The sequence below is a fragment of the Bradyrhizobium sp. BRP23 genome (assembly GCF_020194135.1).
Classification (GTDB): domain Bacteria; phylum Pseudomonadota; class Alphaproteobacteria; order Rhizobiales; family Xanthobacteraceae; genus Bradyrhizobium; species Bradyrhizobium yuanmingense.
Genome location: NZ_JADYVW010000006.1, coordinates 39,568 through 57,660, shown reverse-complemented (window position 1 = coordinate 57,660; position 18,093 = coordinate 39,568). Strand labels below are relative to the sequence as shown.

Annotated in this window: 12 protein-coding genes; 5 read left to right on the top strand and 7 right to left on the bottom strand. The window is 60.4% G+C overall.

The features are described from left to right. Window positions 1–20: 20 nt before the first annotated feature. From I6F24_RS17820 to I6F24_RS17810, 3 genes are all read right to left on the bottom strand, one after another. Entirely contained in the window at window positions 21–308 is a 288-nt protein-coding gene (locus I6F24_RS17820) for a hypothetical protein (RefSeq protein WP_036013954.1), read from the bottom strand. A 393-nt stretch (window positions 309–701) separates the two neighbouring features. Beyond that, on the bottom strand, window positions 702–2,933 hold the full coding sequence (locus I6F24_RS17815; RefSeq protein WP_057026201.1) for a Wzz/FepE/Etk N-terminal domain-containing protein: 2,232 nt from the start codon (window positions 2,931–2,933) through the stop codon (window positions 702–704). A gap of 31 nt (window positions 2,934–2,964) precedes the next feature. Further along, a complete protein-coding gene (locus I6F24_RS17810; protein WP_225156457.1) occupies window positions 2,965–3,555 on the bottom strand; it encodes a hypothetical protein in 591 nt (196 codons plus the stop codon). Window positions 3,556–4,102: 547 nt separating this feature from the next. Here I6F24_RS17810 and I6F24_RS17805 point away from each other — a divergent pair. The 4 genes from I6F24_RS17805 to I6F24_RS17790 are packed head-to-tail and all read left to right on the top strand — an operon-like array spanning window position 4,103 to window position 8,887. Beyond that, window positions 4,103–5,338, top strand: coding sequence for an acyltransferase (locus tag I6F24_RS17805; protein WP_225148851.1), 1,236 nt, complete (start codon window positions 4,103–4,105; stop codon window positions 5,336–5,338). A gap of 7 nt (window positions 5,339–5,345) precedes the next feature. Then, window positions 5,346–6,683, top strand: a complete 1,338-nt coding sequence (locus I6F24_RS17800; protein ID WP_036035382.1) for a hypothetical protein — start codon at window positions 5,346–5,348, stop codon at window positions 6,681–6,683. A 9-nt stretch (window positions 6,684–6,692) separates the two neighbouring features. Then, window positions 6,693–7,799, top strand: a complete 1,107-nt coding sequence (locus I6F24_RS17795) for an acyltransferase (RefSeq protein ID WP_225112414.1) — start codon at window positions 6,693–6,695, stop codon at window positions 7,797–7,799. Continuing rightward, window positions 7,796–8,887: an acyltransferase gene (locus I6F24_RS17790; protein WP_036013946.1), complete on the top strand. Its 1,092-nt coding sequence runs from the start codon at window positions 7,796–7,798 to the stop codon at window positions 8,885–8,887. The genes I6F24_RS17795 and I6F24_RS17790 overlap by 4 nt, the downstream gene beginning before the upstream one ends. Before the next feature lie 17 nt (window positions 8,888–8,904). On the opposite strand, the gene I6F24_RS17785 is transcribed toward I6F24_RS17790, so the two are convergent. Further along, window positions 8,905–10,017 carry a glycosyltransferase gene (locus I6F24_RS17785; protein ID WP_050995919.1) on the bottom strand — a complete coding sequence of 371 codons (1,113 nt, stop codon included), beginning with the start codon at window positions 10,015–10,017 and terminating at the stop codon, window positions 8,905–8,907. A 1-nt stretch (window position 10,018) separates the two neighbouring features. Beyond that, entirely contained in the window at window positions 10,019–10,852 is an 834-nt protein-coding gene (locus tag I6F24_RS17780; protein ID WP_050991696.1) for a polysaccharide pyruvyl transferase family protein, read from the bottom strand. Between the two features lie 124 nt (window positions 10,853–10,976). Here I6F24_RS17780 and I6F24_RS17775 point away from each other — a divergent pair, with 124 nt between their 5' ends. Next, on the top strand, window positions 10,977–12,443 hold the full coding sequence (locus tag I6F24_RS17775; protein ID WP_225148850.1) for a lipopolysaccharide biosynthesis protein: 1,467 nt from the start codon (window positions 10,977–10,979) through the stop codon (window positions 12,441–12,443). A 25-nt stretch (window positions 12,444–12,468) separates the two neighbouring features. Here the strand turns inward: I6F24_RS17775 and I6F24_RS17770 are convergent, their stop codons facing one another. Both I6F24_RS17770 and I6F24_RS17765 read right to left on the bottom strand, forming a co-directional pair. Continuing rightward, window positions 12,469–13,593 (bottom strand): acyltransferase, encoded by a 1,125-nt coding sequence (locus tag I6F24_RS17770; RefSeq protein ID WP_051057155.1) that lies wholly within the window; start codon window positions 13,591–13,593, stop codon window positions 12,469–12,471. A 250-nt stretch (window positions 13,594–13,843) separates the two neighbouring features. Continuing rightward, entirely contained in the window at window positions 13,844–17,752 is a 3,909-nt protein-coding gene (locus I6F24_RS17765) for an RHS repeat protein (protein ID WP_225148849.1), read from the bottom strand. Window positions 17,753–18,093: the final 341 nt, after the last annotated feature.

Genomic DNA, 18,093 nt, shown 5'->3' with positions numbered 1-18,093 from the left:
GGAAACCTCCGTCCCGGGGCTCAGGTTCCATTTCGCGGCGGCCTGCGGAAGAGCCGCATGATCGCATCGCGCAGCGCGAGCAGCGGCGGCACGAGCACGAAGAAGGCTCCCATTGCGACGGAGACGATGACATGGCGGATCGAGAAAGGCTCGTCCTGCTCGATCTGGCGCCGGCTCGGGTCGATGGGCGCGGGTGAGAGCGTCGTCGCCATGGGGTGGCGGAGCGGCTTGCGTGGAGGGACCACGATCAACACGAACAGGATGTTGAGCAGGACCCAAATAGTCAAAATCGTCAGGACGATCAGCATCCGAGCCTACCGGAAAAATAACTGCGAGTAATGAGCCGAGATTAGCCCCGGGGAACGGAGAAAGAAAGATGCCTAAAGTTTCGGCATTTTCAGGCCTCAAGGCTCGGATTGTCTCGTCTTATCGATGGACGATGGCCCAAAAGCGCACTCTCTTGGCGACCACCGTATCCGTCAATATTTGCTTTTGGCTAGAGCAATAACTGCAAGTTGTGGATTCCGGACGAATACGGAGCCCGCGAGCAGGTCCGGAGCGCTCGCCGCATCTCGGTCCGTGCGCGAGGGCGCACGGGATGCCCTTCAAGCGACCGCCAAGCACGAATAAGGCCCGCTGCCAATCGGCAACGGGCCCGAGCTCATTCCAGTTGTTCAGTGGGAGCGGCGCCTCGCCTCCGCCTAGGCGTGCTCGACGTAATAGCTGTTGTGGTGCTTGCCCTTGTAGGCCTCGATGCGCTTGAGCATCTTCGGGTTCGCGCGGTTGAGCACGGCGCCGATCAGCTTCTTCTGGAGGACTTCCGAACCCGAAACCGACTCCTGCAGAGCGGTTCGCGTGGTCTGGCCCCATTCGATCACGTAGACCATGGCGTCGATCAGGAAGCTAACGGCCTTGGAATCGGCCACCGGCATCACCGGGGCGAGATCGATCACGATGTACTCGTAGTGCTCCCTCAGCACCTTGAGCAGCTCGGCCATTGCCTTGGATCCGATGACGTCGGCCGAATTGACCATGCGCGAGGCCACCACGGAGGGCAGGAAATCCAGTCCCGTCTCCTTGCTTCGCTGCACGTGGTAGCCGAGGTTCGCGGGATCGTTGAGAGCCTCCACGAGGCCGGTCTTGGCGTTGGGCGCGAGCTCCCGCGTCAGCGAGCGCGTGTGCAGATCGCCGTCGATCAGAACCGTGCGATGCCCGGTGAGGGCGATCAGCTGCGCGAAATTGGCGGCCACCGTCGTCTTGCCCTCCTTTGGTAGCGAGGAGACGATGCCGATCACCTTGATCTCGCGGGTCAGACGCGCGACGTCGATCGAAACTTTGATGTTGCGCAAGGTCTCGGCAAAGCGTGAGAACGGATGATCGACGACGTAGCGGGACAGATCGGGAGGGCCGGTCTTCGCTGACGTCGGGAGCAACGTGCCGGCCGTCGTCGGCGGACGTATGTCCGGCAGCACGCCGAGGCATTTCACGCCGAGCTCATCCTCGACCTCGCCGGGGGTCCGCAGCACGTCGCTCAGCAGTTCACGCGCAAATGCCGCGCCGAAGCCGAGGCAGAGGCCGCCGACCAGGCCGCCCACGAGGGCGAGGACCGTTCGCGGCGAGCTCTTGCGGTCCGGCTTGGTGGCGGTGCTGATGAGGCGGGCCTCGCTGAGGGGAAAGCTCTGGTTCTGCGTCGCGCTCTGCAGCTTTTCCAGGAAGTTGTTGTAGAGATTGCGGTAGGTGTCGGCGGCACTTTCGAGATCGCGCAGCTTGACCTCGGCCTGGCCCTTGTTGCCGGCCTGGGCGACGAGCTCCTTCACGTTCTTCTCGAGCGAGGCCTCCCGGCTCTTCGCGATCTCGTAGTCGCTGCGATAGGCGTCTGCGATCCGACGCAGTTCGTCGGCGATGTTCTTGCGCAGCTCCTCCATCTTGTTGGCCAGATTGACCGCCGCAAGGTGGGACTTGCCGTAGCGCCTGGACCAGTCGGCATATTGCGCCTGGAGGTCGAGATATTGAGCGCGCAGACGGGTGATCACCGAGTTGTTGAGGGCGTCCGTCACGGTTGATTGCGCAACATCCTGATCGGAGATCGTGTCGATCCGGTCAAGCCGGGCCTTGGCTTCGGCGGTCGCAGCCCGCGCCTGAACTAGCTGCGTGTTGAGGTCCGACAATTGCTGCTCGGACATCAGGCCGCGGCTGGTTCCGACGATGTTGTTCTCGGCCTTGAAGGTCTGGACGGCGCGATCGCTGGCCGATGCCTGCTCGCTCAGCTCGAGGCTGCGCTGCTGCAGCCATTCGGTGGCCCGCTTGGTGGACTGATATTTGGCCTCCAGGGCGCCGACGAGATAGGCATTGGCGATCGCGTTGGCGATCTTGGCGGCTTTGTCGGGGCTCCGCGCTTTATAGCTCAGCGACAGCACATATGTCGTCAGCACGCGCTCCGTACGCAGATTCTTCTGAATCTGCTGGACGACTGCATGTTCGATTCGCTCCTGGCTTGCTGGTTCGCCGGAGCCGAATAACGAAGTCAGCTTGCCGATGATGATAGAGAGCAGGCCGGGCTTGGAGCCGTTGAACTCCGGGTCTTCTGTCAGCTTCAGGCGGCGGACGACGGACAGAATGAGGTCGTCCGAGTTGATGATCTCCACCTGGCTGTCGACGTAGCCCGTGTCGATCAGGGCGCTGCTGGCGTTGCTGTCCTTGTCCAGAACTTGCGTCTGCCGCGTATCCATCATGATACGGGCATTTGCCGTATACATGGGCTGCGCCATGGCCAGGTAGACGATCACCAGGGCCAGCGAAGCTCCCGTACAGACCGCGATGATCGGCCATTGGCGGCGAAGGACGTCGGCCACCCGCTCGAAGCTGAGGACCGCCCCGCCGAATTCGATGCCGAATCGGTGCCCCGACTGGAAATGTTCCCTAGGCTGGTACATGTGCTAATTCGCTGCCTTTGACGATCATGGATCAATTCGGAAGGGGGACGGGCTTGAATGGATTGGCCAGCTTGGTTCTCCACTCGCCTTCGAGCAGTGCTCCGCCACGGCCCGGCTGCGGCGAGGTCTTGATTTGCGATTGGGCCTGGACGCCGGAGCCGTCCTCTCCGGCGCCGGAATAACCGGCCTGCACGTTGAGATCGCCGATCCGCTGCACGAAATCCCTGATCTTGCGCGCGGCGTCCGGCTTGGTGGACGTGCAACGTGCTTCGGCAAGGCGCAGCGCAGCGCCGATGGACGAGCGATCGGCCGAAGCCGACGCCGAGATGAGCGTCTGGACGGACGGCAGCACCGACGGACTCGTCGCGACATAGCGCGCGAGCCAATACCGCAACTTCTCCTTGTCATTGCGCAGCCGCTCGAGGAGCGAGGACGGCGACTTCACGAAGGTGTCGAGTTCGAGTTGCGAGGCGCGGTCCGAGAATTCGACGCACTGCGCGCGGCAAGCAGCAGCGCTCGACACGATCAGCGCAGAACCAATCAAGACAATCGCTAGCCATCGCGGCTGCGCATGACGACGTGTTAGTCCGCGGCCCATCCGTGTTCCTTGCTTCTGTTGCAATAAGAGAACAGGCGAAACTTGACAGGTAACTGTGTCATCTTTTTGTGCGACGCAAAAGCTGGTGCAAAGCTGGCGACAAAACAAACGCGAGCCCGCTTGTTCGCCGGTTGCAAAAACAAGTTCTACAATGCCTGCGAGATCGGCAAATCACGCCCATGAATGTTGCAACCTGAAAACATATCGGGCACTCGCGCAGCCGCTCGTCGCAAAACCGACACACAAGTCACGACGCGCGTTTATTGTTCCCCATTGGCGAAAGATTTTTTCGCGCGACATTGGCACGCAGCAATCAATGTGCTGCAAGGGCCTCGATCGCAACAGTGCCGAATTTCGCGCACACTTTGCGCGCAAATACTCGCAATCATCCCATGCCGATTGGCTTGCGCGCCGAAGCAGGCGCACGTCGGATGAAAAGTGGCATGAACTTGGCGCTCGCATGTCCGAATGATCTGCAAGCTTTGAAATTATTGTCGGTCGTCATGCATCGAATGCGGCTCCGTGATTGCAGAGATTGATCACGCGTTGAGACCTGATACACACTGCTGCGGTGCAACAGCTACGGAATGTTGATGTGACGGAGTTGGTTCATCGTGAGAAGGCGCACGTCCTGCCGCTCGACAGCATCCGGGGGATTGCCGCGACTTCCGTGGTGATCCACCATCTGCTGCTGATGCCAACCTTTCTCGCGGCATTCCCGCACAACGCCTGGATCAACTGCTCCTTCTTCAGGAGTGCATGGCTGCTGGTCGATCTGTTCTTCGTTCTCAGCGGAATGGTCATGGCGCTCAGCTATGTCGAGAACGACTTCACGCGCTTCTCGCTGCGCGAATTTATGGTACGGCGCCTGGCGCGAGTCTACCCGCTGCATATCGTCATGCTGCTGGCAAACCTCGTCTTTCGCCTGATGCGCATCGGCCTGGTCATGGCGGGGGTGGTCGTCGCCGCGCCTGCGGCGTTCGAAGTGAACAATGCCTATTCCTTCGGCCTCAACGTCCTGCTTCTCCACTCGATGGGGTTCATCGACTATCTCAGCTGGAATGCGCCGAGCTGGAGCATCAGCGTTGAGTTCTACACCTACCTGGTGTTTGGTCTGATCGTTCTCATTGCCCTGCGCATGCGCTCGCTGGCGTGGTTCTATGTCCTCTCCGGGCTGCTCGCGGTCGGAAGTCTCGTCTTCATCATCTTCGTGCTCGAAAAGAAGAGCATCGAGCTTCAGACGGATTTCGGCTTGCTACGCTGCTTCGTCGGCTTTTTCCTGGGCGTCTTGATGGTGAGGATCGTCGATCGCCTGCCGGCCAAGCCGGGGCCTGCCGTGCAGGGCGCATTGCAATTCGTCGCCATGATCGCGAGCATCGTCCTGGTGTGCCTGGCGGAGGCCAATCCTGCCGCGACCTTCCTCGCGCCAGTGATGTTCGCGATCTTCCTCGGCAGCCTGCTGGCCTTTCCGGATGCGCTGCTGGTGCCGCGGATCCTGGTGGCCAAGCCGCTGATCTGGTTGGGGCGTCGTTCGTATTCGATCTATATGGTGCACGCGCTCGTGGTGCTGCTGGCTGAATACTTCGTGCGGGGCGTGGGGGCGGGGCGAATCGCCGCCCTGGATTCTATCTGGGCAGGCCTGCCGGCGACGCTGAATCTCGTCGTTTCACTGGCCGCCGTGCTCGCGGTTTCGCACCTCACCTATCTCTATGTCGAAATTCCCGGCGGCAGGCTCCTGCGAAATGCATTCGGAAGCCCCCCGGATTTTGCGCCATCCCCCGCCCGATCGGCGCGGCTGAGCAACTGAGCCGCGCATGAGCACCTTCGCGCTGCAACCCCGCAGGATGATGCTGATCAGCCTCAATATCGAGGCGATCGCGCTCGCAGCCTATCTGGTCCGGGATGCCTTCGGCGGTATGATGCGGTACTACACCAGCATCATGCATTTGGACGCGCTTTGGTTCGTGCCGGATGGCATTGCGCTTCTGTGCCTGGTCCAGTTCATCGTGCATTGCATCTTGCGCAATCGCAGTATCATGGCTGCAGTTGTCCTCGTGCAGATCATGCTGTCGCTGGTGCTCGGCTACTTCATGCTGGGGACGGTCAACGCGGCGATGTCGTCGTTTAAGATGATGCTCCCGGTGTTCGTCGGATTTTGTTTCTGCGACACCAGTCTGGGCTCCTACAAGAAGTTGCTGTCGGTCATCGCCGCGACGTTCTACCTCTCGCTGATCGGCGTGCTACTGACGAAATTCTACTTCATGCCCTGGGTCGGATACAAATATGAGTCCTTCGGCGCCGTTCGTGAGGCGGGTCGCTTATGGTGGGCCTATGGCGGTGACGATCAGCGTCTCACGGGCTTTGCTGCCGAAAGTACCATGGCGGCCTTCTTCATACTCGTGTCCTTCGCAATTACGTCGATCCGTAAGAGCACGATTTGGTGCCTTCTGTACGGCTCTCTTGCGGTCTACATCATCCGTCTGACGACCAGCAAGACGACCATGATCGTCCTCGTGCTCTACTTGATTCTGCTGGTGTTCGTGCGGATGCTCCCGGAGAAGTCGCGCTTCTCCGCGATACGGAACATTGCATTGTGGTCGTTTGCCGCGATCCTGGTGCCGTTCTTCATGATCGTGCTCGCTTCGGGTACCGCCGCGGTGCCGCACACGACCCTGTTCAGCATCGTCGACCGCATCAACAACAGCTGGCAACTGCCGTTCGTCTACCTGAGCCAGCTCATGCCCGTTGGTCTCGTGACCGGCTGCGGTGTGGGCTGCTTCAACTATCCGCAGAAGCTGTTCTCGCCGCTCGCCGCCTTCTGGGTTCCCGTCGACAATTTCTACATCGGCACGTATCTGATGTTCGGACTCCCGTTCGTCGCATTCATGGTGATGGTATTCCGGGCGACGTTCGGCACGACCGACGTCTACAAGCTGACGCTGATCTTCGTCGTCAACTTGTTCACGATCACCGTTCTGAATTACGGCCCGGCGTCCGGCCTGCTGATCATCGCGTTGAGCTTCAGCGAGGTGTTCTCGCGGCGCGCGACCACCGCGCGGGCGGGCGACGCCGTGCCAATCATCGTACGGCCACCGATGCCGTCATTAGAAGGCTTCCGCCCGGATGTACCGGCGGCGAGCGGAAGCAGGTGAGAACGAACAATGCATAAACGGCTCGCATTCATCGACACACTGCGCGGCATTGCCGTGCTGGCCGTCCTGGTCCAGCACGTATTCGAGGTCATCCTGGAAAAGCACCCGACGGGTGTCTATTACGGGCCCCTCCACGACATATTCGGCTACTACATGAACTTTGGCCGGTTCGGGGTCGTGTTGTTCTTCTTCGTGAGCGGCTTCGTCATTCCGTTCAGCTTCCCGGACAGCGCCACGCCTGTGCGCGATTTTACGATCAGCCGCTTCTTCCGGCTCTATCCGGCTTATTGGACTTCGATCGTTGTCGGGCTCGTGTCGGTGCAGCTGCTGGATTCGAAGAGTTTTCCGCTGGGGCAGATCGCCGCTAACGTGACGATGTTGCAGACTTTCGTGAACGTCCCGAATCTCTGGGTGTTCTATTGGACGCTAGCGATCGAACTCTTGTTCTACGTCGGATGCACCATTCTCTTTGCGATGGGGCTGCTCAACCGGCGCTTCACGGCGGTGACCATCGTCGTTGCCGCCGCGCTGGTGGGAACCACAGCTGCACTTTTCGTTGAGAGCAGGGCAGTCTCCTCGGTGATGGAGGTCGGCTTGAACCTCTCGGCGATGTTCCTGGGCAAGATCATCCGCGACACCGTCATTGGCGGCAAGCTGCGGTGGACGCATGTGACCGTCTGCACGCTTCTGTATGCGGTCTTCGCCGCCACCCTGTCCGACCGCCGGTTCGGCGGCGTGTATCACGAGAATTTCTTCTACAGTTATTCGATCGGATCGGCCTATATCTGCGCGGCGCTTGTCTTCATCGGCTTTGCCGTGTTCGGCGAACGGATGGCCTGGCGCCCGATGGCATTCGTCGGCGTGATCAGCTATTCGGTCTATCTGATGTCGCCGTTCGCGATCGTCTACGTCCACCGCCTGGTATGGTTCGGCGACGGACCCCTCGGATGGTCGATCTTCCTGGTCGTCATCCTGGCATTGTCGATCCTCGTCAGTTGGATGACATACACGTTCATCGAGAAGCCCAGCATTTCCTTCGGGCAAAGATTCCGCTCCGCGCGAAGAAAGCCTGTCGTCCTCGAGCCAGTGCTCAGCACCCAGGGTGCCGCAGAGTGATCAAGGCACCTCACCAGCCGGGCGCCGCCTATGATGGATCGTTCCTTCCTTCGGTCCAGGGCCTTCGTGCCATCGCGGCGCTGAGCGTGCTGATGGATCATTTCTACGACATGCCGAAGGCAGGCATGTACGACATCCCGAATCCCGGTTTTCTGCCGCCGCTCTGGCCCTGGCTGCAGTCGGTGATCAATGTCGGCGGGCACGGTGTCGAGCTGTTCTTCATGATCAGCGGCTTCCTGATCCCGGCCAGTCTGATACGCCACGGTTCGCTGTCGCGGTTCTTCTTCGACCGCGTCCTGCGCATCATGCCGGTGTTCGTCGTGCTGCATCTTGCGCTGTTCGCGATCGGGCCGATCGTGGCCTACAAGTTCTTCCGCGGGATCGATCTCACCAGCTATCTCGCGATCTTTGCGGCCAACCTGTTCTTCGTGCAGGACGCGCTCGGGTTGCCCATTGCCCAGCAGAATGCCTGGACGCTGACCTATGAGTGGGCATTCTACATCTGGTTTGCGCTGACATTCTCGATGTGGCGCGCCGGCGGCAGGCTGCTGGCTGCGCCTCTGATCCTGCTGGGCGTGGCCTGCCTGATGCGCTGGCCGATCACCGCGTTCTTCTGCATCGGGATGCTGTTCAGCGCGACGGGATTTCGCATTTCCATTCCCGGACGGCTCGGTCTGGTCGCAGGGCTCGTCTGCGGGGCCGCGCTGTACGCGAGCCTGGTGCTGTTTCATCCGTTCGTGGGCCTCATTCCCGGATTTCTGCTGTTCGCCATGGTGCTCGCCCCGGAATCAGGCCTCGGGAAGGCCCTGAGCACGCCGGCGCTCCAATATATCGGCAAGATCAGCTACAGCCTCTATCTCGTGCACCCCTTCGTGCTCTTCCCCTTGCAAGTGGTTGGCCTGAAGCTGGTTGCCGCCGGCGTCGACCGCTGGCTGCTATGGGCGGCTTTCATCGGACTCGGGCTGGTGATGTCACTGGCTGCAAGTGCGATCAGCTATGAACTGATCGAGGTCCGGCTGAGGCGCTTGCTGGACGGCGCGTTCCGCAGCACGTTCTTTCGACCGCTGAAAGTGGGGCAATCGGCTTGAGAAAGCGCGTGTCGCGCTCACACGGTACGACCGGCGAGCCTGTGATAGGATCCAAGCAACCGTTCGGCAATGTGGTCCCAGTTCAGAGGGCCGGCCGCGGTCTGCCGCGCGCCGTCAGCCAACGTTGTGGCGAGTGAATTCGACGTCAGCACGCGCTCGAGTGCATCGGCGAGCGCAGTGGCATCGCCGGGAGGGACCAGGAGACCATTGACGCCGTCCGTCACGACGTCGGGAATGCCACCGGTGGCGCTGGCGACGACGGGACGCGCATTCCCATAGGCGGATGCGAGCACCCCGCTTTGTGATGCATCCTTGTATGGCAAGGCAACCACCGTAGCAGATTGAAATAGACGTCCGGTATCCGCAGGCGAAATGTAGGCATTGATGGTCTTGACCGTCGGCATTGCCTCCATCCGGGCGCCGAGCCGTGTCATCTCGGGGCCGCGCCCGGCGACGATCGCTTCATGCGCGACGCCGCGCTGGGCCAACATGTCGATCGCGTCGATGAAAACGTCGAGGCCCTTGTAAGCCCACATCCGTCCAAAAAACAGGATGCGTCCGGATTCGGGCTCGGTGAACGAGCTTTTGTCCGGCGGAACCATCAGCACGCCGTGCATGCTGGAAACCGTCTCGCCCTTGAAGTCGGGCGAGGCGCGATGAAAATCTGCAATGCAGCTCTCGCCGTGCGTCGTGACGATCGAGGCGGCCGCACGCATGCGTCCGCGCCAGGCATCTTCACGGGGCGAGGTGCCGGAGCCGCCCTCCGAGTGCGGGATAGCATCGTGAACGGTCAGCACCAGGGGAATGCCGAGCGGACGCAGGAGCTGAATCAGCTTGGACGTGTAGATCTCGGGAACTTCGTGACAATGGATCACGTCCGGGCGGAAGGAAATTATGTCGATGAACGAGGCAGGGATGCCGATTGCGCCGCCGCGCCGCAGACTGAGGTCGCGAATCCGTGTCTCGAACGGCGCCGTCACAGCGATATCGGCAAGCTCCCATTGCTGGTTCGCGTCTTTGCGGTTGAGCACAAGCCGAACGTCGCAATGATGCGCCAGTCCCGATGCGAGCCGGTAGGAATATTCCGCAAAATGCGGCGCGTAGATGGCCACGCGAAGGCGCTTGGCCATGTTAGTTCTTTCCGCTCCAGAGGTCGATCGGGAATGCACTCATCAAGGCACGATGATCAAAGTTGAGGCGCGCAGCTCCCCCCATCTCGCGACCTTCGTCAATACTCGTCGCAAACTCGACGGCGAACCGGCCGGTGCCCTCATAATAGTCATGATACTTGAACTCGGCCTCTCCGCTGCTCAGCCGTACGTATCGAGCCGGTATCCCGAATGCCTCGGCGACGATGATGCCGTGGAGCGAGCTGGCCAGAACCAGTTCAGCTTCGAGTATGGCGTCAATTCGGCGGTTCCAGGATCCCAGCGGTGAGACCACCGTATCGGCGGCAGGGTCGACGATGTTCAAATCGTGCAAATTCGGAACAAACACCCACGGCTTCTTGGCAGTAGGGCGAAAACGATTTGGAAACAGCTGAGGAAGCAGCAACGCCGGATCTCCGAACACTTCGGGAACCGCGATGCCCCGGCGCTGCAGAACTTCCCGGGTACGGGGGCCGCGCACCGCTCGCACGTCCAAATTCTGCACGCGATGGTTGAGGTCGCCTTGGCCGGGGCGTCCGTTTACGCCGCTTCCCCAGATCACATCGCCATTTCGCGCGTAGTGGAGCACGGAGCCGATCGCGAACAAGCGCGCTTGCCGCGGCACCTCATCGGCGAGCGTATAGCCGAATTGCCGCAAGAGATGGTCAACGACAACGATCGAAAGATGATCACCGAAATTGATCGTTCCATCGTCGGGACGCCAGAAGAACAAGTCCACGTGCGGATAGGGCAGTTGATGAATAAAGTCGCAGCCGACCTCGTTGATCAGCCGTCGTAGATTGCCTCGAAAATTCATGCTGCCTCGGATGTAGCTGCTTTCTTGCCGTAGTGTCCTCGTAAACAAGGCGACTATTGGACCATAGCAGCCAATGGCTCATCGACGAATGTCGACCTAACCCCGAATTGTGACAGGCTTCCAGTTGCGCCACGAGATTATCAAGCCGCGCTCGATCGTTTCGGGCGTCATTTGGTCGGCGCTCGATTCCGCGGTCGGGCAGGCGCTCACGCTCGCAATCTACATGATCATGGCGCGGCTGCTGTCGCCGCAGATTCTCGGCATCGTGGCAACGGGAGCGCTGGCGCTCGAGTTCTGCCGGGCAGTCCTGATCGAGAGCATCGCGATTGCCGTCCAGGCGCGTCCCGATCCGAAGGATGAGGATTACACTGCCTCGTTTTGGCTCATCGCGGGCCTCTCCTTGTTTGCAGCACTCGCACTGTTCGCCTCGAGCGGCGCCATCGAACGATTCTCCGGTCTTTCGGATCTTGCCATCGTTCTCAAAGGATTTTGCATCGTGGTGGCCGTGCAAGGCCTGTCACGGACGCACGAAGCCTGGCTGACGCGCAATCAACTCTTTCGATCCCTCGCCATCCGTTCGCTTTCTTCAATCTCGGTTGGCGGAGCCGTAGGGATCGCGCTGGCGATACAGGGTTACGGGGTCGTTGCGCTGGTCGGACAGCTCGTCTCGACTTCGTTGATCTCGCTGGTCAGCCTTTGGATCCTGACGCCCTGGCGCCCTCGGCTCCGGGTCAGCCGGCAGGCTGTTATCGATCTCCTGAGCTATGCGCGCTACGTGGCGCTGACGGGAATCACGAACTTTGCCAATGCCAATTCCGATCTGATTTTCGTCACTTGGTATACCGGCGCCGCCGGCGCGGGCTTCTACAGCCTTGCCAAGCGCCTGGTCAACGCCGTGAGTACCGTGATCGGGAATGCGTTGAACCGCGTGTTCTTTTCGACCATCGCTGGCCTCCAGCATGACCGGGAAGCATCGCGTTCGACGCTGGTCGACTTCGTCAAGTACACGTCACTGCTGACGGCCCCGCTTTTCGCGGGCATAGCGGCTCTGGCACCGGATCTCATCGTCGGTTTCTTCGGATCCAAGTGGGGCGAGGCCGCCCCTCTACTCGCGATCATGTCGATCACCGGGTTCTTGACCACAATCGGCCTCTACAATCACTCGGTGATCCTGGCATTCGGCAAACCGCACTGGCAGACTTGGCTGACGCTGATATACGCGGTTTCGAACATAGCGATCTTCATCGTCGCTGCGCCATTTGGCCTTATCGCGATCGCTGTCGGCTACGTCGTTCGCGCCTTGTTGCTGTATCCACTGTCCGCCGGAGCCTCGATGCGGATCTTGGCGCTCGGCATCAGGCCCTATGCCGCGGCGCTGATGCCGGCACTTGCGGGCTCCGCGGTGATGGCGTGCGCGGTGGTTGCTGCCTCCATTACCATGCCGGCCACGTCGCCATGGCTGCGTCTCTCCGCGCTCGTGCTGCTTGGTTCTTCGGTCTATCTTGCCGTTGTCATGGCGGTCGCCCGGCCGGCCGTGGTGCGGATATGCCAGGAAGTCTGGGGTCGTGTGCGGCGATCGTCTAAGACCTAGCCAGAATTCGGCCTGCACGCACCAGCTAGCTTGCGTTGGCCGCCTGTCTGGCCTCGGCAAGATCGAGCGGCTCGGGCTTCGGGACGCGGGCTGATCTTGCCCCGCCAGGCGCAAGCCGGTTGATCAATCTTCTAGCGGGATCTTCGACGTAGCGATATGTCACGTCGGCAACGACTGTCAGAACGATGCAGCAGACCAATGCAAACACCGGAAACATGCTTGGCTGAAGTCCGAAATAGTGCCAGGCCGGCTTGAAAAGCAGGATCAACAGCACTTCGTGCATCATGTAGATGGCATATGACGTGTTGCCGAGGCGGCCGAGCCAATCGGAGCCGGGAAACCGCGCGAAGGCGCTTTCTCCCGTGGCTGTGACGAGGATCGCGAGAGAGAACAGTATGATTGCAAGGTCGGGCTTGGCAAAGAAGTTGAGAACCAGAACCGAGACGGCAAACAGCGCTATTCCGGCGAATGCAACCGGCTTCTTGCGATAGTCGCTCGAGAGCCTGAACAGGACGGTTAGGAGAATCCCGTTCAGGAAGCTCGGAAGCGCCCGTAACATCCCGAAATCGAAAGTTGCCCCGTACATCTGAGAGCGTTCCTGCCAGATCGGCAGGTGAGCATGGGCAAGGATGCCGTAAGAGAGCGCGACGATGATCGCCAGCATCAGCGGCGAGATCCTCCCGGCCAGCAGCATGAACAATGGGAATAATAGGTAACAGAACAGCTCGGCGCTGATGGACCAAGCCGGCGAGTTGAAGCTGAGATGATCTGTAATACCCCACGCCTGCACGAGGAAGAGGTTTTGAATGAAATCCGTCAAGCTCGCGTGCGAGGTCGGACCGGATATGCCCATGAGAGCAAGGACCGCGAATATCAACAATGTGAGCAGATGCAAGGGGTAGATTCGCGCGATCCGCCTAATGAGGAAGCGCGCATAGGAGCGCGGGCCTGTCGAGGTTGAAGGATAGGAGTAGGAAATCACGAACCCGGACAGGATGAAGAACATGTCCACGAACAGGCCATAGGACCCGTTCCAGGCCGGTGAGATGCCCTTGTCGATCAGCTTCAGGTGGAAGATGAAGACCCCGAGCGCGGCGACGAAGCGGTAGAAGTCGAGAACGACAAAACGTCTTGCTTCACTGGCTTCCATCGGGGCTCGGTTTCCTTGCACGGTTCGTCGCTTTTCTAGAGACGAATTGTGACGCAAGTTCGCAAGCGCGGCGGCCGATGCGGCACAACCCGACGATCCCTCCGAATTCATGGGGCTCATCCAATCGCGGATGGCAGAGAGCCCTTTGCTCATCGATGAGGCAGGCGCCCGACCAACGAACGATCAGGGGCCGGGACATGGTCCCGGCCCCCAGCGACGTTGGCGCCCATTTGGGCAGATTTCGCCGTGCTTAGACGAACACGAAGTCGTGGCTGGTCAGGCTGGAGACGTAGACGTTCTTCAGCAGAATCGAGTCGGTCGCCGAGAACGTGATGAGCGCGTTCGTGCCGGACTGCGTGATCTGGAGCTGGCTGTAGTCCTCCGCCAGCAGTTTCGAGATCGCGATCGTGTCGTGCGTCGTCCCGCTGCCGGCCTGGAAGTTGAGGATCTGGTCCTGGCCGTGGTCGTACGCGATGGTCGTCGAGTTCGGCGCCGCCGAGAACACGTCATTGCCGGCCCCGCCCTGGATCGTCACGCCGCTGGCGACGGCCGTGACGTTGTGGGTGCCATCGGACTTGGTCTGATCGATGAACTCGAGCGCCTTGGCGGTGTTGTAGCTCTCGTGCTGCGTGACGCCGGCCTGTCCGTTGAAGTTGAACAGGAAGACGTCCCTCGAGCCGTCGGCGTGGCTGGCGATCTCCTGGGTCTTGATGCCGGCGCTGTTATAGATGTCGGTCAGCTTGCTGCCGTCATTGTTGATGACCTGGGTATAGTCCAGAGTGCCGTCGGCGTGGGTCCTTGTGATCTCGACGATCTTGCCCGAGGCATCGAGGTGCTGGTGCTGCGTCGTGTAGGACTGGCCTGTGATGTTGTAGGTCCAGTTGTCCGACGTGCCGTCGGCGTTCTTGATATAGGCAGCGGTCTTGATACCGCCGGTGTAGACCGTGGTGGAACTGTAGCCGTCGCTCTTGGTCGTCACCTCGCTGGTGATAATTCCTTTGGCGTCATACCAGCCCGAGGTCTTGGTGCCGTCGGCGCTCTGCACAAGGGTGAATGCCAGGCTGTCGTCGGCGTGGGTCCGCACGATGTGCGTAAGGAAACCGGTGGTATCGTAGGTATCGTGCTCTTTCGTGTAGTTCTGACCGATGACGTTGAAGAGATAGACATCCCTCGAGCCGTCGGAGTGATAGTCGGTTTGTGTCTTCTCGAGGCCTGAAGCGTCGTAATTGGTCACGACGCTGCCACCGTCGCTGCCGACGACCTGGGTATAGTCGAGCGTGCCGTCGGCGTGCCAGCGGGTCACCTCCGTCGTTTTGCCGGTCGGATCGAGATGCTGGTGCTGCGTGGCATAGCTCTGACCGGTGATGTTGTAGGTGTAATTGTCTTGGCTCAGGTCGGCATTGGTGATGTAGGCCGCAGTTTTCAGGCCGTTGGTATAGACCGTTGTCGAGCTGTAACCGTCGGCCTTCGTGATCACCTCGCTGGTGAGGACCCCCTTTGCATCGTACCAGTCCGTCGTCTTGGTTCCGTCCTTGCTCTGCACCAGCTTGAACGCCATGCTGCCGTCCGCGTGCTTCCGGATCAGCGTCGTGAGGAAGCCGGTTGCATCGTAGACGTTGTGTTCGGTCGTGTAGTTCTGGCCGGTGATGTTGTAGAGGAAGACATCCTTGCTGCCATCAGCGTGGTACTCGGATTGTTTCGTCCGTACTCCCGTCGCGTCATAGATGGTGACGACGCTGCTCCCGTCGTTGTTGACGACCTGGGTATAGTCGAGCGTGCCATCCGCGTGCTTGCGGGTGACGGACGTGACCTTGCCGGACGGATCGATGTGCTGGATCAGCGTGGTGTAGCTCTGGCCGGTGATGCCATAGGCATAATTGTCCAGACTACCGTCGGCGTTCTTGATGTAAACTTTCGTCTTGACGCCGTTGCTGTAGAGGGTTGTCGAGGCGAAGCCGTCGGCCTTTTGGACCACCTCGCTGGTGAGGCTGCCGGCGGCATTGTACCAGTTGGTCGTCTTGGTGCCGTCGGCGGTCTGCATCAGCTCGAAGGCCAGGCTGCCGTCGGCATGCAGGCGCGTCAGGGTCGTGAGGAATCCGGTCGAATCGTAGACGTCGTGCTGGGTCGTATAGTTCTGGCCCTTAATGTTGTACGTCCAGACATCCTTGCTGCGATCGGCATGGTAGGCGGTCTCGACCTGTTTCACTCCCGTGGCGCTGTACAACGTGATCACGCTGCTGCCGTCACTATTGTAGACCTGGGTCGAGTCCAGCGAGCCGTCGGCATGGCTGCGGATCACCGAAGTGACCTTCCCCGACGCGTCGAGATGCTGCACCTGGGTGGTGAAGCTCTTGCCCGTGATGTTGTAGGTATAGTTGTCCTGCGAGCCGTCCGCGTTCTTGACGTAGGCGGCTGTCTTCACGCCGTTCGTGTAGAGCGTGGTGGAGTAATGGCCGTCGGGCTTCTGGACGACTTCGCTCAGCAGGGTGCCGGCCGTGTTGTAGGTGTCGGTTGTCCGGGTTGCGTCGGTTCCGACATGAACGAATTTAGTCTGCACGCCGCCGGTGTAGCTGATCACGTCCTTGGAGCCGTCGCTGTGGACGATGGTGGTCGAGGTCGGCTGCCCGCTTGAATTGAGGCCGGTGTCGGATTTCGAGAGCAGCTTGCCGCTCGAATCGTAAGTCCTCGTGCTGGTCCAGGTCGCCGCCGAGTTCGTCACCGAGAACGAATATCCGCCCTGGATCTTCGAGAGCGCGTTGCCGTAATGGGCGATCATGTAGTCCATGGTCGCCTTCGACGCGACCTGCAGGACGTGGGAGTCGGTCAGGGTGATTGTCTGCAGCGCCGTCGAGTCGCTCAGATCGGAAAGTTGCGGCACGATCTCCGCAGCCGTTCCGGTGACGCTGGTCCTTGTGTCCGGGGCGGGCGGCGTCGTCGGGGGCGCGTCGATCTCGATGATCACCGGGTGATCGCTGACCGGAATGGTGATGGTGCTGACGTCGGTGTAGCTGGCGATCGCTGTGGTGCCGGTCAGCGTGTCGTACACCTTCACGGTATGATGGACGGCGCCGAGGTTCACCGTCACCGTCTGGGCCGCATTGGACAGCTCGGTATCGGTGGCATCGTTCCAGAGCTTCGGCTCGGCCCAGACGACGAGTTCGTAGGCGCCATTGCTCTTGCCGAGCACCATGCTGTTGCCGGTGGCCGGCATGTTGCTCAACGTGTAGTTCAATGGGTCAGTCGGCTGCAGGCCGCCCTTGCCGTCGTCGGCCAGAATGGTCGTCAGGTTGTGAATCGCCGTCGCGGCGAGCTTGGGCGTGCCGTCGGAGTTGAACAGGCCAAAATTGGCTTCGGGATTGGTGTTGGCTGCAGACGAGTCGCGGTCGAACAGCTCGTAGAGGTAAGTTGCACTCACGCCGGCCTTGTAGGCGACGACAAGCGTGTTCAGGATCGATTTGGCCTGCACCGTCTCGTTGGCGCCGAGATACTGGGTATTGCTTTGCGTGGTGTAGCCGGTTTCCGTGATGACGACAGGCTTTCCCGGAGCCGCGGCCATGACGGCGCTCAGCGTCGCCGCAATGGAGCTGCTCGGATTGAGGCCGGTGCTGACATAAGCGTGGGCGTTGGCATAGTCGACCGAGCCCGACATGTTGCCGAGCTGGCTGTAGCCTTGCGGATCGTTGTAGGCCAGTGACAGATTGTAGACGGGGATGCTGGCGAGCGTCGCGTTGGCATTGACGGCCTGATAGAGCGCACTCTGGAACTGGGCCGCGGCCGAAAGGCTGGAGCTGCCATTGTAGCTGAAGGGCTGGTGATTGGCCTCGTTGAGCCCCTCGATGGCGGTGATGCTGCCCGAATAGCTCGTCGCGAATTTTTGGAGCGAGGCGATGTAGTTCTGCAACCCGACCGTACCGGACTGGGGCAGCGCAGACGATACCAGAAAGTCGAATTTGTAGCCGGCGGCGGCCAGGCCCTCGACGACCGGCTGCGCAGCGGGGTTCGTGCCCATCGCGTCGCGGAGATGGGTGACGCCGATATATTCGAGGCTGTCGGCCATCAGCGCGAGGTTGTTGTAGCCGGTCCATCCGAAACCGGCGTGCGTGTTGACGCCGATGGAGTTGATGAAGCCGCTGGCGGACAGGATGGTTTGATCAGGCATTGCAAACTCGGGTTTCAGCGCGAACGAAATTGCTCGCAGGGATTTGCGTCGAAGCTTCTCTGTCGAGTGTGAATTTCAGATAAAAATCGAAGCTACAAATCGCGAGTGAAATGCGGTTCCTTGTGCAGGAACAGCTCGACTCGTGTTGCAGCAGAATGCTGATGCGATGCCCGTGCAGGATGGCGTGAGAATGGCGCTTTCAAGATTTCCACGATTCACGCTGCTAAATATATGCGCAAGCCGTGCGAGTTCGATCCAACGCTTCGGCTTGAGAGCGTGTCATACGAACGCGGCGGTGGGGTGCGACTCTTTCGTCTGCGTCATCGGATGGCACAGGGAGT

Bases quoted from the DNA above. Each gene is read 5' to 3' on its own strand.
- I6F24_RS17770 (WP_051057155.1), bottom strand. From the start codon at position 13,593: ATGGAAGCCAGTGAAGCAAGACGTTTTGTCGTTCTCGACTTCTACCGC.
- I6F24_RS17800 (WP_036035382.1), top strand. From the start codon at position 5,346: ATGAGCACCTTCGCGCTGCAACCCCGCAGGATGATGCTGATCAGCCTC.
- I6F24_RS17780 (WP_050991696.1), bottom strand. From the start codon at position 10,852: ATGAATTTTCGAGGCAATCTACGACGGCTGATCAACGAGGTCGGCTGC.
- I6F24_RS17820 (WP_036013954.1), bottom strand. From the start codon at position 308: ATGCTGATCGTCCTGACGATTTTGACTATTTGGGTCCTGCTCAACATC.
- I6F24_RS17785 (WP_050995919.1), bottom strand. From the start codon at position 10,017: ATGGCCAAGCGCCTTCGCGTGGCCATCTACGCGCCGCATTTTGCGGAA.
- I6F24_RS17815 (WP_057026201.1), bottom strand. From the start codon at position 2,933: ATGTACCAGCCTAGGGAACATTTCCAGTCGGGGCACCGATTCGGCATC.
- I6F24_RS17795 (WP_225112414.1), top strand. From the start codon at position 6,693: ATGCATAAACGGCTCGCATTCATCGACACACTGCGCGGCATTGCCGTG.
- I6F24_RS17765 (WP_225148849.1), bottom strand. From the start codon at position 17,752: ATGCCTGATCAAACCATCCTGTCCGCCAGCGGCTTCATCAACTCCATC.